Source organism: Dysosmobacter sp. Marseille-Q4140 (genome assembly GCA_018228705.1).
Classification (GTDB): Bacteria; Bacillota; Clostridia; order Oscillospirales; family Oscillospiraceae; genus Oscillibacter.
Genome location: CP073694.1, coordinates 1703512 through 1728263, shown reverse-complemented (window position 1 = coordinate 1728263; position 24752 = coordinate 1703512). Strand labels below are relative to the sequence as shown.

Annotated in this window: 22 protein-coding genes; 14 read left to right on the top strand and 8 right to left on the bottom strand. The window is 58.8% G+C overall.

The window, feature by feature from the left end:
- Window positions 1-212 precede the first annotated feature (212 nt).
- From KFE19_08775 to KFE19_08755, 5 genes are all read left to right on the top strand, one after another.
- Complete coding sequence (locus tag KFE19_08775; GenBank protein QUO36532.1) at window positions 213-1235, top strand: substrate-binding domain-containing protein; 1023 nt, start codon at window positions 213-215, stop codon at window positions 1233-1235.
- Between the two features lie 72 nt (window positions 1236-1307).
- The gene (locus KFE19_08770; protein ID QUO36531.1) at window positions 1308-2294 is read left to right on the top strand and encodes an ABC transporter permease; all 987 of its coding nucleotides are present in this window, start codon (window positions 1308-1310) and stop codon (window positions 2292-2294) included.
- Between the two features lie 13 nt (window positions 2295-2307).
- Entirely contained in the window at window positions 2308-3831 is a 1524-nt protein-coding gene (locus KFE19_08765; protein QUO36530.1) for a sugar ABC transporter ATP-binding protein, read from the top strand.
- Entirely contained in the window at window positions 3818-5275 is a 1458-nt protein-coding gene (locus tag KFE19_08760) for an aldehyde dehydrogenase (protein ID QUO36529.1), read from the top strand. Before KFE19_08765 ends, KFE19_08760 begins: the two co-directional genes overlap by 14 nt.
- 4 nt (window positions 5276-5279) lie before the next feature.
- A complete protein-coding gene (locus KFE19_08755) occupies window positions 5280-6305 on the top strand; it encodes a galactose mutarotase (GenBank protein QUO36528.1) in 1026 nt (341 codons plus the stop codon).
- Between the two features lie 315 nt (window positions 6306-6620).
- On the opposite strand, the gene KFE19_08750 is transcribed toward KFE19_08755, so the two are convergent.
- On the bottom strand, window positions 6621-7310 hold the full coding sequence (locus tag KFE19_08750; GenBank protein QUO36527.1) for a triose-phosphate isomerase: 690 nt from the start codon (window positions 7308-7310) through the stop codon (window positions 6621-6623).
- A gap of 401 nt (window positions 7311-7711) precedes the next feature.
- On the opposite strand from KFE19_08750, the gene KFE19_08745 reads away from it, so the two are divergent.
- The 6 genes from KFE19_08745 (at window position 7712) to KFE19_08720 (ending at window position 13148) form a co-directional block, all read left to right on the top strand.
- The gene (locus KFE19_08745) at window positions 7712-8716 is read left to right on the top strand and encodes a 2-keto-3-deoxygluconate permease (GenBank protein ID QUO36526.1); all 1005 of its coding nucleotides are present in this window, start codon (window positions 7712-7714) and stop codon (window positions 8714-8716) included.
- A gap of 75 nt (window positions 8717-8791) precedes the next feature.
- Window positions 8792-9877, top strand: coding sequence for an N-acyl homoserine lactonase family protein (locus tag KFE19_08740; protein QUO36525.1), 1086 nt, complete (start codon window positions 8792-8794; stop codon window positions 9875-9877).
- A gap of 98 nt (window positions 9878-9975) precedes the next feature.
- Window positions 9976-11244, top strand: coding sequence for a Tm-1-like ATP-binding domain-containing protein (locus KFE19_08735; GenBank protein ID QUO39576.1), 1269 nt, complete (start codon window positions 9976-9978; stop codon window positions 11242-11244).
- A 60-nt stretch (window positions 11245-11304) separates the two neighbouring features.
- The gene (locus KFE19_08730) at window positions 11305-11943 is read left to right on the top strand and encodes a class II aldolase/adducin family protein (protein ID QUO36524.1); all 639 of its coding nucleotides are present in this window, start codon (window positions 11305-11307) and stop codon (window positions 11941-11943) included.
- 30 nt (window positions 11944-11973) lie between these two features.
- Window positions 11974-12693, top strand: coding sequence for a GntR family transcriptional regulator (locus tag KFE19_08725; GenBank protein ID QUO36523.1), 720 nt, complete (start codon window positions 11974-11976; stop codon window positions 12691-12693).
- A gap of 17 nt (window positions 12694-12710) precedes the next feature.
- Complete coding sequence (locus KFE19_08720) at window positions 12711-13148, top strand: RpiB/LacA/LacB family sugar-phosphate isomerase (GenBank protein ID QUO36522.1); 438 nt, start codon at window positions 12711-12713, stop codon at window positions 13146-13148.
- An 89-nt stretch (window positions 13149-13237) separates the two neighbouring features.
- On the opposite strand, the gene lpdA is transcribed toward KFE19_08720, so the two are convergent.
- The 7 genes from lpdA to KFE19_08685 form a co-directional block, all read right to left on the bottom strand.
- Window positions 13238-14641 (bottom strand): dihydrolipoyl dehydrogenase, encoded by a 1404-nt coding sequence (gene lpdA / locus KFE19_08715; protein QUO36521.1) that lies wholly within the window; start codon window positions 14639-14641, stop codon window positions 13238-13240.
- Between the two features lie 19 nt (window positions 14642-14660).
- Window positions 14661-16232: a 2-oxo acid dehydrogenase subunit E2 gene (locus tag KFE19_08710; GenBank protein QUO36520.1), complete on the bottom strand. Its 1572-nt coding sequence runs from the start codon at window positions 16230-16232 to the stop codon at window positions 14661-14663.
- Between the two features lie 68 nt (window positions 16233-16300).
- Complete coding sequence (locus KFE19_08705) at window positions 16301-17281, bottom strand: alpha-ketoacid dehydrogenase subunit beta (protein QUO36519.1); 981 nt, start codon at window positions 17279-17281, stop codon at window positions 16301-16303.
- A gap of 18 nt (window positions 17282-17299) precedes the next feature.
- Window positions 17300-18265, bottom strand: coding sequence for a thiamine pyrophosphate-dependent dehydrogenase E1 component subunit alpha (locus KFE19_08700; GenBank protein ID QUO36518.1), 966 nt, complete (start codon window positions 18263-18265; stop codon window positions 17300-17302).
- Window positions 18266-18342: 77 nt separating this feature from the next.
- Window positions 18343-19617, bottom strand: a complete 1275-nt coding sequence (locus KFE19_08695; protein QUO36517.1) for a TRAP transporter large permease — start codon at window positions 19615-19617, stop codon at window positions 18343-18345.
- A complete protein-coding gene (locus KFE19_08690; protein ID QUO36516.1) occupies window positions 19614-20105 on the bottom strand; it encodes a TRAP transporter small permease in 492 nt (163 codons plus the stop codon). Before KFE19_08690 ends, KFE19_08695 begins: the two co-directional genes overlap by 4 nt.
- A gap of 164 nt (window positions 20106-20269) precedes the next feature.
- Complete coding sequence (locus KFE19_08685) at window positions 20270-21322, bottom strand: DctP family TRAP transporter solute-binding subunit (GenBank protein QUO36515.1); 1053 nt, start codon at window positions 21320-21322, stop codon at window positions 20270-20272.
- Between the two features lie 163 nt (window positions 21323-21485).
- On the opposite strand from KFE19_08685, the gene KFE19_08680 reads away from it, so the two are divergent.
- The 3 genes from KFE19_08680 to KFE19_08670 all read left to right on the top strand — a co-directional run bounded on the left by KFE19_08680 (window position 21486) and on the right by KFE19_08670 (window position 24746).
- Window positions 21486-22148 carry a Crp/Fnr family transcriptional regulator gene (locus KFE19_08680; GenBank protein ID QUO36514.1) on the top strand — a complete coding sequence of 221 codons (663 nt, stop codon included), beginning with the start codon at window positions 21486-21488 and terminating at the stop codon, window positions 22146-22148.
- A 458-nt stretch (window positions 22149-22606) separates the two neighbouring features.
- Complete coding sequence (locus KFE19_08675) at window positions 22607-23053, top strand: hypothetical protein (protein QUO36513.1); 447 nt, start codon at window positions 22607-22609, stop codon at window positions 23051-23053.
- A gap of 541 nt (window positions 23054-23594) precedes the next feature.
- A complete protein-coding gene (locus KFE19_08670; protein ID QUO36512.1) occupies window positions 23595-24746 on the top strand; it encodes a hypothetical protein in 1152 nt (383 codons plus the stop codon).
- The last annotated feature ends 6 nt before the right edge of the window (window positions 24747-24752 follow it).

The following is a 24752-nucleotide window of genomic DNA, read 5'->3' as shown; positions in this document are numbered from 1 at the left end:
ATCCGGCAGGGATACGCATGGCGGCCTCCTTTGGAAAATCAGGGTATCTTCATTATAAGGTACTTTTTGCACTTTTCTAGGTGGATTTGAAAACGTCCAAAAAAAAGGAACGTTTTTCAAAAGAATAGACGTATCGCAAAAAAAGAGATTCTGCTAGAATGCGAAGCACAGAGAACCGAAAGGCAACGCAACAAACAAGGAGGAACGACAAGATGAAACTGAAAAGAAGACTGCTTTCCTGCCTGCTGCTGGGCTGCATGATTTTCTCTCTCGCAGCCTGCGGACAGACCTCCGGCGACACGGCCGCCAGCGATGAGGACCAGACCACGGAGGAGGCCCAGGGGACCGAGAGCTCCGACGAGGGCCGCACCTTTGCCATTGTCTATCCCATCGTGCACCCCTTCTTTGAACCCATCGGTGAGGACGCCGAGGAGTATGCGGCCACCAAGAACTGCTCCATCATCACCAAGGCGCCGGACTCCTCCAATGCGCAGCAGCAGATCGAGATTATGGAGAATCTGATCGCCATGAACGTGGACGGCATCGCCATCGGCCCCACCGACACCACTGCGCTGGTTCCCACCATTGACAAGGCCATTGACAAGGGCATCAAGGTGATCTGCTTTGAGTCCGAGGCGTCTGACAGCAAGGCGCTGGCCTTCATCGGCACGGATAACTACAAGGCCGGCCGCCACATGGGCGAGGTCATCGGCAAGAACCTCAACGGCCAGGGCAAGATCATGATTCTGACCGGCCTTCCCACTCAGTGGAGCCTGAACGAGCGCATCCGCGGTATTGAGGAATATCTGGCGGAGAAGTATCCCGACATCGAGATCATCGACACCCAGTCCAGCGAGGGCGATGCCCAGAAGGCCGTCACCTGCACGGAGAACATGATCCAGGCCCATCCCGACTTTGACGCCATCGTCGGCATCGACGCCACCGCCGGTCCCGCCGCCGTCTCCGTCTGGAAGGCCAAAGGCTGGCAGAATGACGACGAGCACATGATCCTGACCTTTGACGATATGCCCGACAACCTGCAGGGTGTCCGCGACGGCTACGTGAAGGCCCTGGTGGCCCAGCGGCAGGCGTCCTGGGGCGTGGCAGTGGTTGATATGCTCAATGCCCTGTGCGACGGAGAGAGCGTGGAGGCCTACACCGACACCGGCTCTATTGAGATCACAATTGATAACATCGACACCTATGTTGATGAGCCGTCTTACGTGGAAAAATAATATGGCATGACCGGCTGCAGCAGACGAGTGTACGGACGCTTGTCTGCTGCAGTTCCGTTAAGGAGGATACATATGGTCCAAAAAAGCAAGGAAAAACTGGGGGATGTGAAGCAGTCCGGCCTGCGGGCGCTGGCCAACCGGCGGGAGAGCTCCATGATCCTGATTCTGATCGTGATTTTCATCGCCATGTCCATCGCCCGGCCGGACACCTTTATGACCCGGGAGAACATGTTCAATCTGCTCAAGCAGATCAGCCTGGTCAGCATCGTCGCCATCGGCCAGACCATGGTCCTGGGCACCGGCGGCATCGACCTGTCGGTGGGCTATTCCCTGGGCCTTTCCGGCATCGTCATGGCGAAGTTCTTTGAGATGGGGATGAACTCCTGGCTGGCCATTTTGCTGGGCGTCCTGACCAGCGTGCTGATCGGCTTCGTCAACGGCGCCATCATCACCACCTTCCAGCTGCCGCCCTTCATCGTGACGCTGGGCATGGCCAACGTGACCCGGGGCCTTTCCTATATCATCACCAAGGGCTTTCCCATCGCTGTGGAGAATCCGTTCGTTCTGGAACTGGGCAACGGCTACTGGGGCCCGGTCCCCATCATGGCCGTCATCATGATCGTGCTGGTGGCCATCGCCGTCTATCTGCTGGGCAGCACCCGGTTCGGCACCCGCATCATCGCCATCGGCGGAAACGAAACTGCCGCCGTTCTCTCCGGCATCAATGTCCGGCGCTACAAGACCATGGTCTACACCCTCACCGGCCTGCTGTGCGGCATCACGGCGGTGATCATGGTGGGCCGCCTGAACGCCGGCAACGCCACCGCCGGCCAGAACTTTGACATGGACTCCATTGCGGCGGCGGTGGTGGGCGGCACGGCCATGGCCGGCGGCGACGCCACCATCGTGGGCACCTTCCTGGGCGCGCTGCTGCTGGGCCTGATCAAAAACGCGCTGGTGATGCTGAACGTTAACATGTACTGGCAGACCGTGGTGGTGGGCGCCATCATCGTGGTGGTCTGCATCTTTGACAACTACGCCCGCTCCAAGCGGAAGTGAGGAGGCGTGCGCTATGACTGACACGATCCTGAAAATGAAGGGCATCACCAAGCGCTTTCCGGGCGTTGTGGCGCTGGACCATGTGGATTTCGAGCTGCGGCGCGGTGAGATGCACGCGCTGGTGGGCGAGAACGGCGCCGGCAAGTCCACGCTGATGAAGGTCCTGGGCGGCGTCTATCCCCCTGACGAGGGCGTGATCGAGATCAACGGCAAGCCCACCGTCATCGAACGGCCGCTGGACGCCATTGCCAACAAGGTGGGCGTCATCTACCAGGAGTTCAACCTGGTGCCCACCCTGAATGTGGCGGAGAACATGTTCCTGGGCCGCGAGAAGGTTCGGGGCCTGGGCCACCTGTGCAAGAGCGAAATGGAGCGCCGGGCCGGAGAGGCCATGGCCCAGCTGGGAGTCCGGGATTTCAACCTGCGCACCAAGGTCAAGTACATGAGTGTCGCCATGCAGCAGCTGGTGGAGATCGGCAAAGCGGTATTTGACGATATCGACATCCTGGTCATGGACGAGCCCACAGCCGTGCTGACGGAGAAGGAGACCGAGGGCCTGTTCCGGATCGTCCGGAGACTGAAGGAAAACGGTATGTCCATCATCTATATCTCCCACCGGCTGGAGGAGGTGATCGCCCTGTGCGACCGCATGACCATCCTGCGGGACGGACAGATCGTAGAGACCATTGACAATCACAACCACGATACGGAGAAGGACCACATCGTCAGCAAGATGGTGGGCCGGGAGCTGGGCAACTACTTCCCGCCCAAGAGCACGGTGCCCGGAGAGGAGATCGCCCTGGAGGTCCGGCACCTGACCAAGAAGGGGATGTACAGCGACGTCAGCTTCGCGGCGAGGAAGGGGGAGATCCTGGGGATTTCCGGCCTGGTGGGCGCCGGCCGCAGCGAGATCATGAAGAGCATCTTCGGCGCCATCCGGCCGGACAGCGGAGAGATCCTGCTGGAGGGCGCTCCCGTGACGGTGAAAAATCCCAACCAGGCGAAAGAATCCGGCATTGCGCTGGTGCCGGAGGACCGCAAGCGGGAGGGCGTGGTTCTGGGCATGAGCCTCCGGGAGAACATCTGCATGGCCAGCCATGACCAGCTCAGCCGCCTGGGGCACATCCAGAAGCGGAAAAAGGACGCTCTGGCGCAGAAATATATCCGGGATCTGCAGATCCGACCCGCCGATGCCGACCGGCAGATCAAGAATTTCAGCGGCGGCAACCAGCAAAAGGGCGTCATCGCCAAGTGGCTGGCCACGTCGCCGAAGGTCATGATCCTGGATGAGCCCACCCGGGGCATCGATGTGGGCGCCAAGGTGGAGATCTACAACATCATCAACCAGCTGGCGGCCGACGGGACGGCGGTCATCGTGGTCTCCTCGGAGCTTCTGGAGCTGCTGGGGATCTGCGACCGTATTCTGGTCGTCAACAACGGCCGGATCTCCGGCGAATTCGACAGAGAACACTTCAGCCAGGATGCCATCATGCAGGCGTCCTTCGATATGGGAGGTATGGAACATGAAAGAGTTTAAACTGTACATCAACGGCCAGTGGATCGATTCCGAGGACGGCAAGACCTTTGTCTCCTATCACAAGGCCAACGGTCAGGAGGTCAACCGCTTCGCCGCAGCCACGGTGAACGATGTGGACCGCGCCTGCCGTGCGGCCCGGGCCGCCTTCCCGCTGTGGTCCGGCCTGGACGGGGAGACCCGCAGCGACTACCTGCGCAAGGCCGCTGCCATCATGCGCCGCCGCCAGCGGGAGATGGCCGAGGTGGAGGCCATGGAGACCGGCAAGCCGGTATTCGACACCTACGGCTTTGACACCCGGGTGTCCATCTGGGCCTTTGAGTATTTTGCCGACCTGTGCCGGGAGATCAAGGGCGAGGTCATCCCCCTGGGCGAGATCAACCAGCGGGACTTCGACTTTGTGACCTACGAGCCCTACGGCGTGGCCGCCATCATTGCCCCCTTCAATTTTCCCCTGCACCTGCTGACCCGCAGCCTGGCGCCCGCCCTGGCTGCCGGAAACACCTGCGTGATCAAAGCCTCCTCCATCACCCCCACCACCGCCGCCATCATGGGCGAGGTGTTTGAGGAGGCCGGCTTCCCGGCCGGCGTGGTGAACGTGATCCACGGCCAGGGCAGCCTGGTGGGCAATGCCCTGGTGAGCCACAAGGAGGTGGACGTGGTGGGCTTCACCGGGTCCGAGGCCGTGGGCCGCCAGCTGATGCACCTGTCCGCCGACTCACCGGTGATGAAGAAGCTGGTCCTGGAGCTGGGCGGAAAGGGCGGCGTCATTGTGGAGTCCGATGCCGACATCGACATTGCCACCACCTGCCAGATCGAGGGCTTTACCTTCAACCAGGGCGAGGTCTGCTGCGCCATGACCCGGGTGATTGCCCACGAGGACGTGTACGATGATTACCTGGCCATGCTGAAGGCCAAGTGCGAGCAGATCCGCATCGGCGATCCCCTGGACTATGAGACCCGTATGGGCGTGCTGATCAGCGAGGAGCACCTTCAGGAGGTGGATGCGCTGGTCAGACGCGCGGTGGAGCAGGGTGCCAAGATCTACTGCGGCGGGTGCCGGTACACGGAAAACGGCTGCGCCGGCGCGCCCTATTACACCCCCACCATCCTGACCGACGTGACGCCGGACATGGAGATCTGGCGCACCGAGGTATTCGGACCGGTGCTGTGTGTTTGCAAGTACCGGGATACCGAGGATGCTGTCCGGCTGGCCAACGATACGGAGTTCGGCCTGGGCGCCAATGTGTTCAGCCGCGATCTGGTAAAGGCCTACAAGATCGCCCAGCGCCTCAATGCCGGCTCCGTCTGGGTCAACCTGCCCAACGGCATGCACATGGCCTGCCCCTTCGGCGGCAACAAGAACAGCGGCAGCGGCCGGGAGTACGGCACCTACGGCCTCCACGAGTATCTGAAGGTCAAGAACAACATGTGGCGGATGCACTGACGCCATGAAGAGAGAACGGCTGGGGATGATCGGCTCCTGCGCGGTGGAGCGGATCGTCCTGGAAAATCAGCGCCTGTCCGCGGCGATCCTCAGCTTCGGAGGGGTGATCCAGAGCCTGCGGGCGCTGGATGCGGCGGGAGCATACCGCGATGTGGTACTGGGTTTTTCCGACTGGAAGGACTATGTGGACCAGGGCTATTACATCGGCACGGTCATCGGCCGGTGTGCCAACCGGATCAGCGGCGCCTCCTTTGCTATCGGAGAGCGGACCTATACGCTGGAGGCAAACGAAGGAGAAAACCACCTGCACGGCGGATCCCGCGGCTTCTGGAACACGCCCTTTTCCGTGGAGGCGGCGGGGGAGGACTTTGTCACCCTGCGCTGCGTCAGCCCGGATGGGGCCGGCGGCTATCCAGGGACGCTGGATACCCGCATCACCTATTCCCTCTCTGAGCGGGCCCTGCGCATCGACTATACCGCCGTCAGTGACCGGGACACCATCGTGAACCTGACCCATCACAGCTATTTCAATCTGGAGGGCCGCCACGACGGAACCATTCTGGATGAGACGCTGACCGTGTATGCAGATGCCTTCACGCAGATCGATGACGCCTGCGCCAGCACGGGGCAGATCCTGCCGGTGGAGGGGACGCCCTTCGACTGCCGGAAAGGCGTCCGCATCGGACAGCGAGTGGGAGCAGAGGACGAGCAGATGAAAAAGGGCTCCGGCTTCAACCACAATTTCGTCCTGTCCAAGCCCGCCGGCGTCTTTGGGCCGGTGGCGCAGCTGACCTCTGCGGACGGGCAGCTGACCATGCGGGTGGAGAGCGATCAGCCCGGCGTCCAGGTGTACAGCGGAAACTATCTGGACGGCTCCCTGACCGGAAAGCGGGGAGAGCGGTATCAACGATTCTCCGGCCTGTGTCTGGAGACACAGGACTATCCGGACGCCGTCCATTTCCCCCATTTCCCGCCGGTCGTGCTGAAAGCAGGGCAGATGTACCATCGGCAGACGCGGTTTGCCTTTTGACCTGCCTCTGCCGGCCGGCGGCGGGAGCACGGGTGCTGCGCAGCTTCCGCACATCCAAAAAGAGAAAGCACCCCCGGTATCCTGAGGGATACCGGGGGCAGCGTACATTTGGGGGCCTCCGCAAGACGGTGCGGAGTCCAGATGAATCCCGGCGGGCCGGCAGCAGACCGGAAGCGGCGAGCCCCCAGGAGACAGCGAGGGGGAGGGGCATGGAACGCCCGCCTGCTGAAAACAGCGGGAAAGGGGAGGGGGCTCTCGCCTCCTCCTCTCAGCGTGTTGAGCCGCAATGCGGACGTCCCGCTTTGGCTGCGCTGTTCAGCGGCGGTCCTCCACGGCCCGGAGGATGGCCTGCACCATCTCTTCCACGCGGCCAGCGGGAGAGGGGGCCTTCACAATGCCGGAGGTGGAGCCGGTGCCGTCGGCGCCCAGATATACCACTTTGTAGCAGTCCTCGGCGGTGGTGATGCCGGAGGCGATCATCACCTTCACCTCCGGATCCACGGCCTTGATGGCCTTGGTGGTCTCCACGGTGTAGCTGTCGTCAGCGGTGGTGCCGGTGCCGATCAGGGCGGTGGGCTCCGCCAGAATCACGTCCACCCCCAGCTGGGCCACGGCCTGGGCCTCCACCGTGGAGTCGGCGCAGACGATGGTGATAAGCCCCAGCTCCTTGGCCCGGTTGATGCAGGCGTACAGCTCTGCCAGGGTCTTTTGGTTCTCCGCGTGGTTCAGCACCACCGCCTTGGCGCCGGCCTCCACCAGGGACTCCGGCAGCACGGCGCCCATGCCGCGGCCGGGGTGCAGGGCGTCCATGTTCTGGGCGGTGACGGTGACGTGGCTGGTGTGCTCCGCGATCAGCCGCAGATCCGCGTAGGGGCAGGTGAAGAAGATCTGGACGCCGGTCTCCGCGGCAATGCGGTCCGCCGCCTGGGCCAGGGCCAGGCTCTCCTTCCCCCAGAGATAGGACTTGGGGTTTACGAACAGAAACGGGGTGGAAACTCGGTTCATTCTGCATTCCTCCTGTTGGAGCGCGCCGCCGCGCGCTGCCGTTTTTCGGAATCATCCTAGCATACTCGCTTTCCAAAAACAAGCGCACCAGTCTTTGCCATGCGCTTTTTCCTGAAAGCCGTTTGGCCGAGAGACTTCCGCTTTTTGTTTGAAATGTGCATATTGGAGAAATGTTTTTCGCTGTTTTCTACAAGCGGTCGTGTAATACGCTGAATCAAATGTGTTTATTTTTTGTCAATTTAGAAAAAGTGCATAAATTATTTTCTTGAATTTGGAAGGGCTGTGGATTGACATTTTGGACGGATTGGATACAATGTAGTTAAAGATTGGATCCAATATCCAACATCCAATCAAGGGTCCGGAGCCAACACAACCGTTATGAACCGGAAGGAGACCGCATCATGGAAAACACTCAGAAGACAAGCATTTTCGCTCTCATGCGCAAGATTCCCGGCGGCATCATCATTGTTCCCCTGTTCATCGGCGTCATCATCAACACCATCGCTCCCAATGCGCTGAAGATCGGCGGCTTCACCACCGGCCTCTTCAGCAGCGGCACCTCCTGCCTGCTGGGCCTGTTCCTGCTGCTCAACGGTGCCTCTATTAACGTCAGAAAGATCGGCATGCCCTTCTACAAGGGCTTCGTGCTGACCGCCATCAAATTTGTTCTGGGCGTCGCCCTGGGTCTGCTGGTCAGCGCGCTGTGCGGCCCTGCCGGCCTGCTGGGTGTGACCCCCATGGCCATCATCGCGGCCATCACCAACTCCGCCGGCGGCGAGTACCTGGCCATTGCCCAGCAGTACGGTGACGACACCGACGCCGGCGCCATCTCCATCCTGTCTCTCAACGACGGACCCTTCTTCACCATGATCGCCATGGGCGCCGCCGGCATGGCCTCCATTCCCTTCATGACCTTCGTGGCCACCCTGGTGCCCCTGATCGTCGGCATCGTCTGGGGCAACCTGGACAGTGAGTTCCGCAAGCACGCCAGCAACGCCCTGCCCATCGTCACCTTCTTCATGATGATCCCCATTGGCGCCGGCATGAGCCTCAGAGGCCTGGTCAGCGGCGGCATCGGCGGCGTGGTTCTGGCTCTGATCTCCGCTCTGTCCGCTTTCGTGTTCTACGCTGTGTATCAGATCTTCCTGCCCAAGAAGAAGCGCAACGCCATGGGCGCCGCCATCGGCACCACCGCAGCCAACGCCACGGCCGTCCCCTCCTATATGGCCGAGGTGGACGCCTCCTTTGCTCCCGTCGCTTCCGCCGCCACCGCTCAGGTGACCATCGCCGCCATCGTCACGGCCTTTACTTGCCCGCTGATCACTGCTATGCTGGATAAGAGAATGCGCCGGCTGAAGAAGGGCATCTACTCCGACGAGGCTGTGGCCGCCCAGGCGGAAAAGTGATCCGGCGTAAAGCGCTGCCCCTGTTCCAAAGGTAATTCCAGACAACTCTGTGATTTTAGAAAGGAAGACATCACTATGAACTACAAGATTCGTCCTCTCAACAGCGGTTACATCCCCACCAAGCCTCTGGAGTACTGGTATCACTTCTCCTGCAGCAAGTACATCGAAAAGTACGGCCTGACCAACGAGCTGGATCAGCTGCCCGACTTCACCTTCCTGATCGAGGGCGGTGACAAGCTGATCCTGGTGGACACCGGCATGTCCTGGGATGAGCACGCCGACAAGTACCATCACGGTCCCTCCACCCAGCGCCCCGGTGTGGACGACATCGAGTCCCGCCTGGCCCAGGCCGGCTACAAGCCCGAGGATGTGGACATCGTCATCTTCACCCACCTGCACTGGGACCACGTGTTCTACATCGAGAAGTTCGTCAACGCCCGCTTCATCGTCAACGAGGTGGAGTGGAACTACGCCCACAATCCCGTGTCCCTGCACTTCAAGAGCTACTGCCGCCCCATCATCTGCAAGGACGGCGACGTGACCTACAAGGATCAGTTTGTCGCTCCCTATGACATCGTGGATGAGGCCGCCGGCATCAACGTGCCCGCCCGCTTTGAGACCGTCCGCGGCGAGGTGGAGATCGTCCCCGGCGTCACGGTGTTCGAGAGCTTCGGCCACAGCCCCGGATCCATGTCCGTCATGGTCCAGACCGAGAAGGGCCCCTACTTCTGCGTGGGCGATGCCGTGTTCGTCATGGGCAACATCGACGCTCCCCAGGACATGGTGGAGAAGCTCCACTACGACATCTGCCCTCCCGGCCGCTATGTGGACATGGTCGCCGCCTGGGAAGGCATCCGGGAGTTCCTGCGCCGCTGCAACCGCGCCGGCGTGGATCCCTACAAGCACCTGCTGCTGGCCCACGACGTGATCCTGTCCGCCGCTGTGGAGGCCTATGAGGCCGATCACAACAACCAACTGCCCGTCATCGGCACCAAGGACAGCGATTTCGACTTCGACAAGTACTCCAAGGCCATCATCGCCAAGGAGTCCGCCGCCAAGGGCACCACTCCCGAGTCCGTGGAGCGGAAGTACTTCGGCGCCAAGGCCGATTCCAAGCCCTGGGCCGAGCGCGCCAAGGAGATCGGCGGCATCGAGCTGTAAACCGAAAAACGAATCCAGCGGAGTCCTGTAAAGAAACTGCCGTCGGCCGGGTAAAGCCGGCCGACGGCATGATTTTTATGAAAGATGCGGTGCTGACAATGAAAACGATTGCCATTATCGAAAGCTGCGATACCAAATATACGGAAACCGCCTATATGAAGGAGTGCGTGGAGAAGGCCGGCCTGAAGGCCCTGGTCCTGAACACGGCCACCGGCCCTGTGGAGTGCGCCAACCCCGACGACAACGGCCGGGTGGTGGACGTCTCCCGGGGCGAGATCGTCGCCGCCTACGGCACGCCCTGGTCGGAGCTGGAGGACAAGACCAAAGGTGAGAAGATCGAATTCATGCGCAAGGCGGTCACCGCCTACGTGGAGAACCTCTACAAAGAGGGCAAGATTCACGGCATCATCTCCGTGGGCGGCCTGCAAAATACCACCATGGCCACCGCCGCCATGTCCGTCCTGCCCATCGGCTTCCCCAAGGTCATGGCCACCACCGTGGCCAGCGGCACCAAGCAGTTCAGCCTGGTGGTGGGCGACAAGGACATTGTGGCCATGCCCACCATCTGCGACTGCACGGGTCTGAACCTGATCACCCGGAAGGTCATCGCCAACGCCTGCGGCTGCGTGATCGGCATGGTCCAGACCGCCGGCGAGGTCATTGCCAAGGGCGACAAGCCCGTCATCGGCCTGACGCTGATGGGCGTCACCAACAACGGCTGCATGGCCGCCGTGGAGGAGCTGGAGCGCAACGGCTACGAGGTCCTGGGCTTCCACGCCACCGGCGTGGGCGGCGCCGTCATGGAGCAGATGGCCGCCGACGGCCTCATCGACGGCGTTTTGGATCTGACCCAGCATGAGATCACCTCTGAGTATTTTGGCGGCGGCTTCTCCTACGGCCCCGGCGCCGCGGTCCGCCTGCTCAAAACCACCGCCAGCCGGGTCCCCCTGGTGGTGAGTCTGGGCGGCATCGACTTCGTGGACTACAACAAGAAGGAGGCCCATGTGGTCCCCAATCTGGACAGCCGCAAGACCTATGACCACAACGCCGACACCGTCCACATCAAGATCACGCCGGACGAGGCCCGGGATATCGCCAAGATCATGGCAACCCGCCTCAATACGGCCGATTATCCCGCCAGCTGCCCGGTGAAGGTGCTGATCCCCACCGACGGCATGCGCCACAACACCACCATCGGCGAGGCGCTGTACGATCCCGAGACGGACAAGGCTCTGATCGATACGCTCAAGGCCAATCTGAATCCCAACATCGAGGTCATCGAGGTGGAGGGAAACCTGGACACGCCGGAGTGGGGCGTGAAGGCGGCCAAGGTCATGCTGGAGGTCATGGCGGCTGCGAAAAAGTGATCCGCTGCGGAATTTCAGCCGACTCGCCGGTGCCAGAAGCGGAAGAAAGGTGAGACAAATATGAATAAAGACATCCTGATGACGGCAAAAGACCTTGTTATTGCCTGCGATCGCGTATATAATAGAAAGTTACAGACAGGAAGCGGCGGCAACGTCAGCGCCCGGATCCCCGGCACGGAGTGGATGCTGGTCAAGGCCAGCGGCGGCTCCATGGGCGACTGTGTGGTGGATGTGGAGAAGGAGATCGTCAAGGGCTTTGTGGTCTGCGACTTCGACGGCAATCTGATTGAGGGCGAGGACCTGCCCAAGGGCAAGCCCACTAAGGAGGCCACGCTCCACGGCTACATCTACAAGATCCAGCCCACTGCCAACGCCGTGGTCCACGTGCACTCCCCCTATGCCATCGCCTGGTCTTCCACCAAAAAGCCCCTGCCCCTGGTCACCTGGCACTCCCAGCTGAAGTTCAAGGGCCCGCTGCCCAATCTCAACGTCCAGGCCGCCATGGTCCGGCAGGAGGACGTCCCCATGGTCGAGGAGATGTTCGCAGCGCAGCCGGATCTGGACGCCTTTTTGCTGGCCGATCACGGCGCTGTTGGCATCGGCAAGACCGCAGTGGCTGCGGAGCATGTTGTGGAGCTGATCGAGGAGACCGCCCAGGTGGCCATCCTGGAGAAGATGATGGGCACGCTTTCTCTGTAATCTGATCATTACAGGAGATTTAAAACAGCCATGACAAAAAGTGGGAGCCGCGGAGTGGAAAAGCAGGAGATCATTTTGCAGCGCAGCAAGCTGGCCGATCAGGTGCTCAAGTGCCTGATGGATTGGATCATGGACGGCACGCTGCAGATGGGCGACAAGCTTCGTACCGAGCAGATCTCGGCGGAGCTGGGCGTCAGCCGGATGCCGGTGCGGGAGGCACTGAACACCCTGGAGCGGAAGGGCATCGCCGTGTCGGAGCCCTATGTGGGCGTGCGGCTGGTGAGCCTGAAAAAGGATGAGATCTCTGAGATTTACCGCCTGCGGCAACTGCTGGAGTCCGAGGCGGCCTACGCCGCCTGCCGGAACATCACCCCGGAGCAGCTGGAAAACATCAAGACGCTGCACCGGGAGTATCGGGAAATTTTGATGGCACCGACCTTGAACGCCAAGAGCGTGCATCTGAAAAACCGCGAATTCCACTTTGCCATCTACCAGGCCTCGGGTCTGACCCGGACCTGCACGCTGATCGAGAGCCTGTGGGATATCCTCTCCTTCTTCAAAATGCTCTACGGCGAAACGCTGCTGGAGACGCCGGAGGGGAAGGAGAAGATGCTGGCGGAGCACCAGTCCTACATCGACTTTCTGGAGCAGGGCGAGGCGGAAAAATTCCGCGCCGCCACCAAGCGGAACATCGCCAACAAGTGGAAGCGGTATGAGCGCTCGCTCAAGGAATCTGCCGACGAAAAATAAACGGAGGGTTCATCTTTATGAAAATTGCAATGGGCTGCGATCCCAACGCGGAGGCCTTCAAGCAAGAAATGATCGAGTTTGTCAAGGGGCTGGGCCATGAGGTCACGGACTTTGGCAGCGAGGATACCATTTACGCCCACGTGGCCATCGAGGTGGCCGAGGCGGTGGCCGCCAAGAAGTACGACCGCGGCATCCTCTTCTGCGGCACCGGCATCGGCGTGATGCTGGCAGCCAACAAGGTCAAGGGCGCTTACGCCGCCAATGTGCTGAACGTGTACTCCGCCAAGCGGGCGTGCCTGTCCAACAACTGCAACATCATCACCCTGGGCAGCCAGGTCACCGGCAACATGCTGGCCAAGGAGCTGATCGAGGCCTACCTGTCCTGCACTTACGAGTACAACGAGCGCTCCGGCAAGAAAGTGGACGCCATCGTGGAGTACGAGCAGGCGCACTGATCTTCGGGAAAAATTGAAAAGGGGGACGGAATTCCGTCCCCCTTCTTTTTTGTGTTCCGCGGTCCCTCCGGCGGAAAGACGGCTGCTTTTCAGCGGCGCGAAACCATGTGTATGGCCCGGCCCTCCGCATCCAACGCAGCCTCCCGCATGGTTTCGGTGACCGTCGGGTGGCTGTGAATGGTGGAGATCAGCTCGTCCAGAGTGGCCTCCACGCTGATGGCCAGGGCGCCTTCCGCGATGAGATCGGTTGCCCGCGGGCCGATGATGTGCATGCCAAGGACTTCGCCGTACTGCTTTCCGGCAATGATTTTGACAAGCCCCTCTCCGCCGTTGAGAATGAGTGCCTTTCCGTTTGCGGACATGGGGAATTTACCGACGGTGTAGTCGATCCCGCGGGCCTTTGCCTGCTCCTCCGTGAGCCCCACGGACGCCGCCTCCGGCTCCATGTACACGCAGGTGGGATTTGTGCGTTCGTCGTATGCGGCGGAAAGACCCATAATATTCTCCGCGGCGACCTCCCCCATGGCGCTGGCTGTATGGGCCAGCTGGGCGTAGCCCTTCACGCAGTCGCCGATGGCATAGATGCCGGGCACGCTGGTCTCCATCTTTTCATTGACCAGGATACGGCCCTTTTCATGCTTGATGCCGCCTGCATCCAGACGCAGGGAATCTGTGTTGGCATGGCGTCCCACAGCCACCAGCACCTTCTCCGCCACGAAACGGATCGTCTGGTTGTCCTTGCTCTTGCACACGACCTCCGCGCCCGCCGGATTGGCCGCCACAGACTGAACGGGGCACTCCAGATAAAACTCGATCCCCATTTTTTTCATGTGGGCAACGCCGATTTTGGTCAGATCGCCGTCCAGCATGGGCAGCATATGGTCCATGGCTTCCACCACGGTCACCTTGGTGCCGAAAGCGGCGTAGGCGCAGGCCAGCTCCAGGCCGATGACGCCGCCGCCGATGACCACCATGGACTTGGGCAGTTCTTTCAGGCTCAGCGCACCGGTGGAATCGATGCAGTTGGGATTATCCTTGATGCCGGGGATGGGCGGCACGGAGTTCGCGGAGCCGGTGGCCAGAATATATGCGTCCGCATCCAGCGGCTCCTCGGTGCCGTCGTTTTTCAGAACGCTCATTTTCTTGGCGCCCAGGAAATACGCTTCGCCGTCGATTTTTTTGATCTTGTTGGCTTTCAGCAGGCTTGCGATTCCGCTGGTCAGCTTTTTGGAGACCTCATTCTTGTGCTGAATGACCTGGGGGAAATTTATCCGCACATCGGACGCCTCGACGCCGATCGCTTTTCCCTGCTCCTTGATATCCGCTAAAAGCTCCGCGCTGTGGAGCAGGCACTTGGTGGGGATGCAGCCGATATTCAGGCAGGTTCCGCCGAGATGCTGCTTTTCCACCAGCGTTACGCTTGCCCCCAACTGGGCGGCCCGGATGGCGGCAACATAGCCGCCGGGACCGCCTCCAACAACAGCAATTTTCATGATATGTATTCCTCCGCGATTAAGCCAAAATCATCTCCGGATGCTCGATGTAATACTGGATGTCCTTAAGGATCCGGCCCACTTCCAGGCCATCCAGGACCTGATGGTCAAATGTCAGGAATACGTTCATCATGGAACGCGGGGCGATGGTGTCGTCCATCATGATAACGGCCCGCCGCACGGTGCGCCCGAATCCGCAGATCACCGTCTGAGGGGGATTGATGACCGGGGTGCCGATGTCAATGGGGAACATGCCCACGTTGGTGATGGTGCAGGTGCCGCCGCTCTGCTCGTCCGGCAGCAAGGACTTGCTCTTGGCCCGGGCGGCCAGGTCTCTTACCTTTTTGCTGATCTCACACAGGCTCAGCTGATCCACGTTTTTGACCACCGGAACCATCAGGCCATCCTCTGCGCCCACCGCCACGGAGAGATGCACGTGCTTGTGCGTATAGAGGGTCTTGCCGTCAAAGGTGGCGTTTGCCAGAGGGTGTCTCGGCAGGACCTTGCCCAGCATCTTGCAGAGAAGGTCGTTTACGGTGATCTTGCAGCCAAGCATATCCTGATCCGCCACCAGCTCTGCCCGCAGCGCCAGCAGCTCCGTCGCGTCGACTTCACAGACACAGGTGCTCTGCGCCATCTGCTGCATGCTGTTGAACATGTTGCGGGCGATGGTTTTGCGCACGCCGACCCAGGGGATCGCCGTGACCTCATCCGCGTCAGAAGCCGCGGCGGGAGCGGCGGAGACTGCCTCTGCCGGCTTTGCGTTCTTCAAATACGCCTCGATGTCCTTTGCAACGATGCGCCGGCCGTTGGGGCCGCCCGTGGGCGCGACGGCAGCCAGATCAATGCCGGCCTCCTTCGCCATCTTCTTGGCCAGGCCCGAGGCGCTGATGCGGCCCTTGACGGGGGCGGCATCCGGAACGGTGCTGCTGTGGACGCAGGTGGGGCAGTTTCTGGCGCAGCCCTTTTCCTCCGGCTCGGCGGCCGCCGCGGAAGCGCCGCCGCTCACCAGCTGGTCGTACTGCTCTTTGGTGTCCGTTACGTAGGCGATGGGGGCGCCTACCTTTACGGTTTCTCCCTCCTGCGCCACGATGTGGAGGAATCCGCCGTGCACGATCTCGTAGGCAATGGAGTTTTTCTCGTTTTCATATTCCATGACGGCCTGTCCCTTGGACACCTGCGTGCCCTCAGCGACCTTCCACTCTGTGATCGTGCCTTCGACCATGGTCAGTCCCGCGCGGGGCATTTCGATCTCAACGACGCCGGCGGAAGGCGCGGAGCTGGCTGCGGCAGGCGCGGCCTCGGGTGCGGGCGCAGACGCAGCGCCGCCCTTGACCAGGGCGTCGTATTCCGCCTGGCTCTCAGCCATGATGCCGATCGGGTCACCGACCTTGACCGTGTCGCCCTCCTGGGCAAGAATGTGCAGGATCCCGGAGGTCAGGGCCTCGTAGTCGATCATGTTCTTTTCGTTTTCATATTCCATGATCACGTCGCCTTTGCTGACATGGGAACCCTCAGCAGCTTTCCAAGTGCCGATCGTGCCTTCCACCATGGTGAGACCGGCTCTTGGCATGACAATTTCAACACTCATAGTCTGATGTTGTTAAGGCTCTGTGGAGGCCTTAACATGCTCCTCCTTTTCAAAATGATGCGTTTCGGTCAGAACATCTTGCGGATGGACGCAACGATCCGATTGACGTCCGGAATGGAATAGTGCTCCATCGGAATGTTGTAGGGCATGGGAACATCCAGCGCGGCGATTCTGACCACCGGGCCATCCAGTTCGTCATACAGCTCTTCCTGGAACAGCGCGGCCAACTCGGCGCCGATGCCGGCGGTCTTGTTGCTCTCTTCTACGACCGCCGCCCGGTGGGTCTTCCGGATAGAGGCAAAGATGGTATCCTTGTCCAGAGGCGCGATGGTACGGGGATCCACCACCTCCACCTCGATCCCTTCGGCAGCCAGCTTCTGGGCGGCTTCCATTGCCCGGGGGACCATGAGGCCCACTGCCACCAACGTCACGTCCTTGCCCTGGCGCTTTACGTCCGCCTGACCCAGGGGGATCGTGTAGTCGCTGTGATAGATCTCGTCGGGGATCTCCTGCTTGGACTGGTAGAGCAGCTTCGGCTCGCAGAACAGCACCGGGTTGTCCGAACGGATGGCGGACTTCAGCAGGCCCTTGGCGTCATAGGCGCAGGAGGGAGTGACCACCGTCAGGCCGGGGGCGTGCATGAACAGGCTCTCCACGCAGTTGGAGTGCTCGGAGCCCGCGCCGTTGGCGCTGCCGGAGGCGTTGCGGATGACCAGGGGCAGCTTGTATTCCGGGCCGTGCATGTATCTCCACTTTGCCACGCAGTGGAAGATCTCGGCAAAGCAGACGGTCGTGAAGTCGGAGTACATCAGCTCCACGCAGGGACGAAGGCCGGTCTCCGCCGCGCCGATGGCGCTGCCGATGATCGCCGTCTCTGTGATGGGCGTATTGCGGACCCGCTTCGGGCCGTACTCCTCCAGCATCCCCCGCGTCAGGCCGAAAATGTTGCCGAACTCGGCAATATCCTCTCCGTAAAGCACGACCTTGCTGTCTCTGCGCATCTCCTCGTTCAAAGCGTCGGTGATCGCTTTGCCAAATGTGACTTTCATAATTCGCATCCTCCCCTATCAGACATAAAGGAAATCGTAGATCTCATCAGCTGTCATCTCAGGAGCAGCCTCTGCTCTTGCAATGGCCTCTTCCATCTCCCGGTCGAAGTCCTGGCGCATTTTGCCGATCTGCTCGTCCGTCAAGATGCCCTGCTTGACCAGGTCCTGTTCAAAGTTCTTCACGCAGTCCCGCTCCTGCATCCACTTCTCCGTAACGGATTGATCCCGGTATGCGCACTGGTCGCCCTCAAAGTGGCCTCTCCAGCGGTAGCATTTGCACTCGATCACGGCGGGACCGTTGCCGGCGCGGACGCCCTCCACGATCTTGGAGGCGCCCTCGTAGGTGTCCAGAACGTCGGTGCCGTCCACGATCACGGCGGGCATATTGAAGCCCGCCGCCTTGTCGGCCATGACGTTGGGCACGGGGGAGGCATATGTGATGGGGGTGGAAATGGCGAAGCCGTTGTTGATGCACACAAAGACCACCGGCAGCTTCCAGTCCGCGGCCAGGGTCATGGCCTCGTAGACGGGGCCGCGGTTGGTGGCGCCGTCTCCCACAAAGAAGAATGCCACGTTGTCCCGGCCCTCCGCCTCGATGGTCATGGCCGCGCCCACGGGGATGGCTGCGTCGCAGCCCAGGGTGCCCGACATGCCGAGGACGCCGTCGCAGAGCCTGCCCAGGTGGTTGATGCCGCCGCGGCCGCCGGAGTTGCCGGTCTTTTTGGCCAGGATCTCGCCAAAGAACGTATCCAGCGGATCGCCGACCAGATACGCGGAACTGACGACGCGGTGCGGGAGCTTGAAATAATCGCCGGGTTTTCTCGTGGCCAGCACGCCGACAAAGGCGGCCTCCTGGCCCGTGCCGCTGTGAATGTGGCCGGGGACCCGGCTCTCGGCATAGAGATCCGTCATCTTGATCTCCAGCAGCCGCGTCTCCAGAAGATCCTTGTACAGTTTCAGCAGAAAGTCGTTTTCGTATTTCATAGTAATCTCCCCAATTTTCATAAATGTTCTTCCGTCTAAAATTGGATCGGATATCATTCAGCAAAAGAGGCGCTCAGTTAAAAAAGATGCAGAATTCCGACCGAGAGCTGCGGGATAAACGTAAGCAACAGCAGAATAATGGCGCCGCCGATTACAAAGGGGCCCACCTTTTTCACCAGGCTGGAGACGCTGACGCCCGCAATGCCCGCGCCCACATAGAGGTTGATGCCGATGGGCGGCGTCACCAGACCGATGGCCAGGTTCACGGTGATGAACACGCCCGCCTGCACCAAATCCACATTCAGTGCCTGCAAAATGGGGAGCACCACGGGCATGAAGATGTAATATGCAGAGCTGCCGTCCAGGAAGCAGCCGGCGATCAGAAAGACCACGTTCACCAGCAGGAGCAGCACCACCTTGTTGCCGGAGATGGCCAGCATGGCGTTGGAGAGGTCCGTAGCCACATGAGAGGTGGTCAGGATCCAGGCGAATACAGAGGCGCAGGCGACCACGTACATGACCGTGGCGGAAGAGACCGCGGCGCTCCGCAGCACGGTCAGGATGTTCTTCATCGTGATCTTCCGATAGATGAAAATGCCCACGATCAGGCCGTAAATGACGGCCACGGCCGCAGCCTCCGTCGGGGTGAAGATACCGCCGTAGATGCCGCCCAGAATAATGACGGGCATCAGCAGGCCCCAGATCGCGTCCTTGAACGCGGCCCATCTCTCCTTGCCGCTGGCGGGCTCCCGGTGGATGATCTCGTGATTGCCGCGGGACATCCACACTGCCACCACGATATAGGAGATGCCCAGCAGAATGCCGGGGATGATGCCAGCCAGGAACAGGTCGCTGACGGAGACGTTCACGATGGAGGCGTATACCACATAGCCGATGCTGGGAGGGATGATGATGCCGATGGCGCCGGAAGCGCTCACCAGGACGGTGGACATCCCCTTGTCATACTTGGCGTCGGCCATGGCCGGGATCAGGATTCCGCCCAGAGCGGCCACGGCGGCCGCGCCGGAACCGGAGATGGCCGCGAAGAAGCAGGACGTCACCACGACCACCGTGATCAGGCCGCTTTTGCGGTGTCCCACGCAGGTATCCGCGAAGCGGATCAGCTTTTCAGAAATGCCGGCATACTCCATGATGGCGCCGGCCAGGACAAAGAAGGGCACCGCCAGAAGAGCATACTTGCAGACGGAGGCATAGATCGTGTCCGGGAGCATGCCCAGATCAAAGCCGCTGGCCAGCAGCCCCACAACGGAAGAAAGGCCCAGGGAAACGCAGATGGGCACACCCAGTACCAGCAGCACGGCAAAAGAGCCGAACAGCAAAATTCCACTCATACTTCACTCTGCCTCTCTTTCTTCAGAGTTTCCAAAAAGCCCTCAACAGAGCGAATGATCATAAAAAATGCACCGACGGGGACGGCCGCTCCCTGGATCGCCTGGGGAATGTGGAGCGTGGGCAGAATGCCGTTGAAAGAAATCTGGTTGAGCATCATCTTCACACCGGTGACCATGACCAGCACGCTGAACAGGACATTAAAGATCAGGACCGCCGTGGCCAGTATGATGTGCCGCGTTTTTCCGCCGGACTCCGAGAGCAGGCCCATGTTGAAATGGCTTCCCCGCTTGAAGGCAATGGCGGCGCCCATCATGGTGGCCCACAGGAACAGGAGCAGGGTCAGTTCGTCTGCCCAGGCCAGAGAATGTTTCAGGGCGAATCTGCCCACAACGTTCATGAAATTGATGATGGCCATGATCAAAATGATGATCGCGGCGATCGTTTCCTCAAAGTGATCCCATATGTATTTCGGACCGTGTTGTTTCACACACATCTCCTCCTTTTTCTTTTCTCTGCACACTTGTTTGGATGTGTTTGGAAATGGGGCTGCTGCAAATCTTACATTCGCAACAGCCCCATCAAGATTTGGCTCAGATCATAAGAGTTCTTGAAAAAGCTGATGGAACATTCCGTCCAAGAACGCCGAGATTATCAGCTAAACTCGTAGCCAAAGGCGGCGTAGACATCTTCGCCAATGACATCCTTATATTTTTCGTACACGGGCGCGCAGGCCTCCTTAAAGGCCGCCTGCTGCTCGGCAGTCAGATCCGTGATCTGTACGCCGGCGTCCTCAACGGTCTTTCTGAAGCCGTCGTCGGCTTCGCGGGAGGCGACCACCTCGGCCGCGCAGGCCTCCTTGCCGCACTCGTCAAAGATCGCCTTGTCCTCGTCGCTCAGGCTGTCCCAAACCTTTCCGCTGGCGTTGAGCACAAAGATATCATAGGAGTAATTCCACATCGTGACGTATTTCTGCACTTCCTCGAACTTGCCGGTCACCATGGCGCTGAGCGGGTTCTCCTGGCCGTCAATGGTGCCCTGCTGCAGAGCGGTATACACCTCGGAGAAGCTCATGGGGGAGGCGCTGGCGCCCATCGCGTCAAATGCATCGATCAGGATGGCGGTCTGAGGCACGCGGAACTTCATGCCCTTGATATCCTCGGGGGTCACGACCTCCTTCTTGGAGTTGGACAGCTGCCGGAAGCCCTGCTCCAGAATGCCCAGGGTGTGGACGCCCTTTTCGGCCAGCCAGCCTTCGATCAGCTGATAGCCTTCGCTCTCAGGATCCAGGACCAGCTTGTCGGCATCCTCATAGCTGGAGAAGAGGAAGGGCGTGCTGACTACCTGCATCTGAGGCACATAGGTTCCCCACAGGGAGCCGGCGTGCATTTCGATGTCGATGGTATTGTTCATGCCCATCTCAACGGCCTTCATCTGGTCGCCGGAGGAGAGCTGGTCGTTGGTGTAGATTTCGATGACATACCGCCCATCGGTGCGCTCCTCCACCAGCCGCTTAAACTCGGAAAGAGCGATATACGTAGGAGAGGTTTCGTTGCCGCTCATGCCGGCCTTCAGCGTAATGACTTCCCCGCTGGCCGAGGTATCCCCGGAGTCTCCGGCGCTTCCGGCATCGTTGGAATTGCCGCCGCAAGCAGTGAGCGAAAGCGCTGTGATGCAAGCCAACATCATTGCTAAGAGCTTTTTCATAAGTATCCTCCGTTCATGGTGTGTTTTCGGGCAATTGCAAAAGCTGCACTGCCGATTTCTTGTCTAATCTATCATGTTTTTTTATTTTGATTTGTATAATTTTATTCAAAACTACATAAAAATACTATTTATAATCAAGTAAAAACGAAAGGAGAAGAACTGTATGGGAGAGTCGCCGGAGAATAACAGCCTCTTTTTTAAAAACATTTTCCTGTCATATGGATCCAAACGATTCCTGGAAAAAAACTCATATTTGCTGGAACGCGGGAGCCCTGCCAATGAGCTCTGGTATATCACGCAGGGAACCGTTCGAGCTTTTTGCACAGGCTATGACGGGGAGGATATCACCCTGTTTTATGTGTCGGAAAACAATATCATATATTTGGAGTCGCTGATTCCAAACTCCGTGATTATCCAGGATGCGCAGGCAATCACTCCTGTTAGCTTTTACGCGCTTTCCTCGGAAAAGTTTTTTCAGTTTGTAAAGCCGGATATGCCGGCTTTTCAAAATATGTTTTCTCATATGCTCAGCCGCATTATCCTGCTTCATGAATATATTCTTTGTTCTCATTTTAGGGAGAGCAGCAAACGAGTGGCCTATCTTCTCTATGCACATTACAAACGGTCCGGTCCTGTTATCCCTTACACGCACGAGCAGATAGCCGCTATAACCGGTATCAACCGTATTTCTGCGAATCGCATTTTGAACGGATTTGCAAAGGAAAAGATCATTTCCTTGGGTTATCGACATATTAAGATCCTTTCGCCATCCCAGTTATCTGAGATTTTCAATTCCATTGGATCCTTTTCCCGGAGCCAGGAATAGTGCTTTTGAGCACTGCACCGCAGTCTTGTGCGTCAGTAGGGACAGGACGGCTGAGGCAGGTGCTGGCCGGGGCCATCTAAGAACGGCAAAAAATCAAAAGAAAAGAAGGGGACACGGGCGCGGGAAAACCGCGCCCGTGTCCTGTATGGGGCCTAATCTGGGTCACTGCTCGGAGAGACCGGAGACTGTGATTGCATAGAATTATGCGTAACTGTGGCACGAATACCGCCGCAGGCGAAAACAATGATTTCGCCCTACTGGTAGACATTTTCGCTCCTCTCCCGTAAAATACAAATAGAATGGGTGCCTTTCCCAAATGTAAATACGCAGGACAGCTTTTAAAATCCCGTGGTCAGGGGGACGCCGTTTTTGCCTGATCGGTTAGGTGCATTGCCGGAAGAGGAGGCTGATCAGAATGCGGAAGATCCCCCAAAAAGGTATGGGTCATTTGCGCTGCGATGGTCGTGGCGCTGTCCCTGGGCTTCTGGATCTGGGGCTGGGGCGGTGGCGCCATCGATGTGTTGGACTTTGACGCGGGATCGGTGTCCCGGATCGACCTGTACAGCGCTGACCAGGTGTTTGATTGCAGTACCGTCTCCGTGACGGAGAAGGAGGACATCCAGATACTTATCGATTTGGTGAATTCCTTTCGGTATGCGGGAAATGAGCGGAAGTGCGTATTGAAAGGAGAAATCGGCATGGGCGGTTCCGTTGTGTATGAGTTCAATGTCTTTTTCACAGACGGAGAGACCTTTCCTCTCGCACTTTTCAGCAACGATACACGGGACCAGTCGGATATGGAACTGGCTTACCGGCTTTCCAGCCAGGATGACCAGCCTCTCGTTGGCCCTCTGTACTGGGGGCCCCTGGAGCGGTTCTATACGATGCAGGGAAAATACGCTTGAACAGTTGGAACGGGACTGCCGTTGCTGTGCAAAAAGAGAGGATGATCTTGCTGATGCGGAATGACTTGCAGAGAGCTGCAATGGCCTATAGTTTCATTATTTTTGCGGAAGAAAAATGACTTTGTTCATGGCTTCCAACTATACAATTCAATCCAATTTGCGACATAGCTGCTGTGTGATCCATACTCGAATTTGTGCGATTGGTCGTTTGAGAGAAGTCCTGCTGCTTTTCTGGAAGCGGGCCCGGTTTCCAGCAGGAACTTGAAATTGCATCCGCTCGGAAAAATTTGAGGGGCAGGCAAAATGCGCCAGCAGGAGGAACGCATTAACAAGAAAACGAATGTACGCAAGCAGGCTTTTCATAGAGCTTTGATTTCACTTTTGCTCTGCGCAGGCTTGCTCAGGGGACTGCCTCCCATTTGACGTGGACCAGACTGAAAAAGTTCGTTAAGATCTCGTTCTGAGCTGTGAAATTCCCAACAAGCACGATGCCGCAGGGGCAGAAAAACGCCCCTGCGGCACAAAATCGAGGGGGGAGTGTATGGGACTGTTGCTTTGTGTCATCCTGACGCTGTTTCTGCCATCCTGCGCGGCGGAGCCGTCCGATCAAATCGAACCGGCGACTTTTGAAATCGAGCCGCAGTACATCTATGCGTCGGATTTCTCTCACGGTATTGCCGTCGTTGAAGATGCAGACGGCAATTTCTCTTTCATTGACCGATGCAGCAAGAATGTATTTGGGAAGACCTTCTTCTCCGCAGAAATTGTCAATGACAACCGTACCATGTTTGATACCTTTTTTCCCTCCGTGAAGGAAAGAGAAAATTCAGAAGCCTATCGCATCAGAGCGGATGGGTCACCGATCCCGCCGCCTTCTCCGGAGGCATTTGTGAATTCGGGACCATTTGGACTGTTACCTGCGTACAACGGATATCGCTGTGCGTCGGATGCAAATGGGAATATGGGACTTTTGAATCAAGAGCAGCAGTGGGTCATTGAACCGAAATACGGACAAGTGTATCAGACCAGCGGCGGACAGATACGCATTGTGGATGGAAACGACGTCGGATTTTTTGACAAAGACGAGGAAAAAGTGGTATTTGTTGAAGATGCGGTGGACATTGATGACTTCGAAGAAGGGCTTGCATCTGTAGCGCTTATCAGCAAGGATCCTTCACGGGTGGAAGGCCCTCTCTATAATTTTATTGATGAAGAGGGGAACTGTCTGCTGCAGCAGTCTTTGTCGGGAACGAAACCGCAGCTTTCAGAGGGCATCATTACATTTGCTTTTCGGCGTAATATTGAGCCTTGCAGACAAGATAAAGTCGCTGCTGGTTGGCCGTCAGGTCTTTCCATGCGGGTGATAACAACATGCTCATATAAACATTGGCGGAGGTGTCCGAGCTTGCGCCGGTGCTTTCAAACGCCTTTTTCTGGTAGGGTTGTTTCCGGCGGCTCATGTACGATTACACCCCTTCCAAGTCGTCCAGGGCAACTTGCCCCTCCAGCCCATCAAGGGCCTCTCGTGCTGTTTTCAGCGCCCGAAGGGTATTCAATGCTCTTGCTCTCAACGTCGCCACAAAGGCGGCGATCTCACGCTTTCCCATTTCTCCGTCAGATGGTAGGAAGTAACCACCACCTCCTCGACAAGTGGACAGAATCAACGCTCCAGCCTCCCGTTCCTGCGCAATAATTAGTT

What these genes read in the sequence shown, in the direction of transcription:
- KFE19_08695 (QUO36517.1), bottom strand. Translation starts at nt 19,617, where the DNA reads ATGAGTGGAATTTTGCTGTTCGGCTCTTTTGCCGTGCTGCTGGTACTG.
- KFE19_08700 (QUO36518.1), bottom strand. Translation starts at nt 18,265, where the DNA reads ATGAAATACGAAAACGACTTTCTGCTGAAACTGTACAAGGATCTTCTG.
- KFE19_08710 (QUO36520.1), bottom strand. Translation starts at nt 16,232, where the DNA reads ATGAGTGTTGAAATTGTCATGCCAAGAGCCGGTCTCACCATGGTGGAA.
- lpdA (QUO36521.1), bottom strand. Translation starts at nt 14,641, where the DNA reads ATGAAAATTGCTGTTGTTGGAGGCGGTCCCGGCGGCTATGTTGCCGCC.
- KFE19_08680 (QUO36514.1), top strand. Translation starts at nt 21,486, where the DNA reads ATGGGAGAGTCGCCGGAGAATAACAGCCTCTTTTTTAAAAACATTTTC.
- KFE19_08705 (QUO36519.1), bottom strand. Translation starts at nt 17,281, where the DNA reads ATGAAAGTCACATTTGGCAAAGCGATCACCGACGCTTTGAACGAGGAG.
- KFE19_08765 (QUO36530.1), top strand. Translation starts at nt 2,308, where the DNA reads ATGACTGACACGATCCTGAAAATGAAGGGCATCACCAAGCGCTTTCCG.
- KFE19_08740 (QUO36525.1), top strand. Translation starts at nt 8,792, where the DNA reads ATGAACTACAAGATTCGTCCTCTCAACAGCGGTTACATCCCCACCAAG.
- KFE19_08675 (QUO36513.1), top strand. Translation starts at nt 22,607, where the DNA reads ATGGTCGTGGCGCTGTCCCTGGGCTTCTGGATCTGGGGCTGGGGCGGT.
- KFE19_08725 (QUO36523.1), top strand. Translation starts at nt 11,974, where the DNA reads ATGACAAAAAGTGGGAGCCGCGGAGTGGAAAAGCAGGAGATCATTTTG.
- KFE19_08750 (QUO36527.1), bottom strand. Translation starts at nt 7,310, where the DNA reads ATGAACCGAGTTTCCACCCCGTTTCTGTTCGTAAACCCCAAGTCCTAT.
- KFE19_08735 (QUO39576.1), top strand. Translation starts at nt 9,976, where the DNA reads ATGAAAACGATTGCCATTATCGAAAGCTGCGATACCAAATATACGGAA.
- KFE19_08720 (QUO36522.1), top strand. Translation starts at nt 12,711, where the DNA reads ATGAAAATTGCAATGGGCTGCGATCCCAACGCGGAGGCCTTCAAGCAA.
- KFE19_08775 (QUO36532.1), top strand. Translation starts at nt 213, where the DNA reads ATGAAACTGAAAAGAAGACTGCTTTCCTGCCTGCTGCTGGGCTGCATG.
- KFE19_08755 (QUO36528.1), top strand. Translation starts at nt 5,280, where the DNA reads ATGAAGAGAGAACGGCTGGGGATGATCGGCTCCTGCGCGGTGGAGCGG.
- KFE19_08745 (QUO36526.1), top strand. Translation starts at nt 7,712, where the DNA reads ATGGAAAACACTCAGAAGACAAGCATTTTCGCTCTCATGCGCAAGATT.
- KFE19_08730 (QUO36524.1), top strand. Translation starts at nt 11,305, where the DNA reads ATGAATAAAGACATCCTGATGACGGCAAAAGACCTTGTTATTGCCTGC.
- KFE19_08685 (QUO36515.1), bottom strand. Translation starts at nt 21,322, where the DNA reads ATGAAAAAGCTCTTAGCAATGATGTTGGCTTGCATCACAGCGCTTTCG.
- KFE19_08770 (QUO36531.1), top strand. Translation starts at nt 1,308, where the DNA reads ATGGTCCAAAAAAGCAAGGAAAAACTGGGGGATGTGAAGCAGTCCGGC.
- KFE19_08760 (QUO36529.1), top strand. Translation starts at nt 3,818, where the DNA reads ATGAAAGAGTTTAAACTGTACATCAACGGCCAGTGGATCGATTCCGAG.
- KFE19_08670 (QUO36512.1), top strand. Translation starts at nt 23,595, where the DNA reads ATGGGACTGTTGCTTTGTGTCATCCTGACGCTGTTTCTGCCATCCTGC.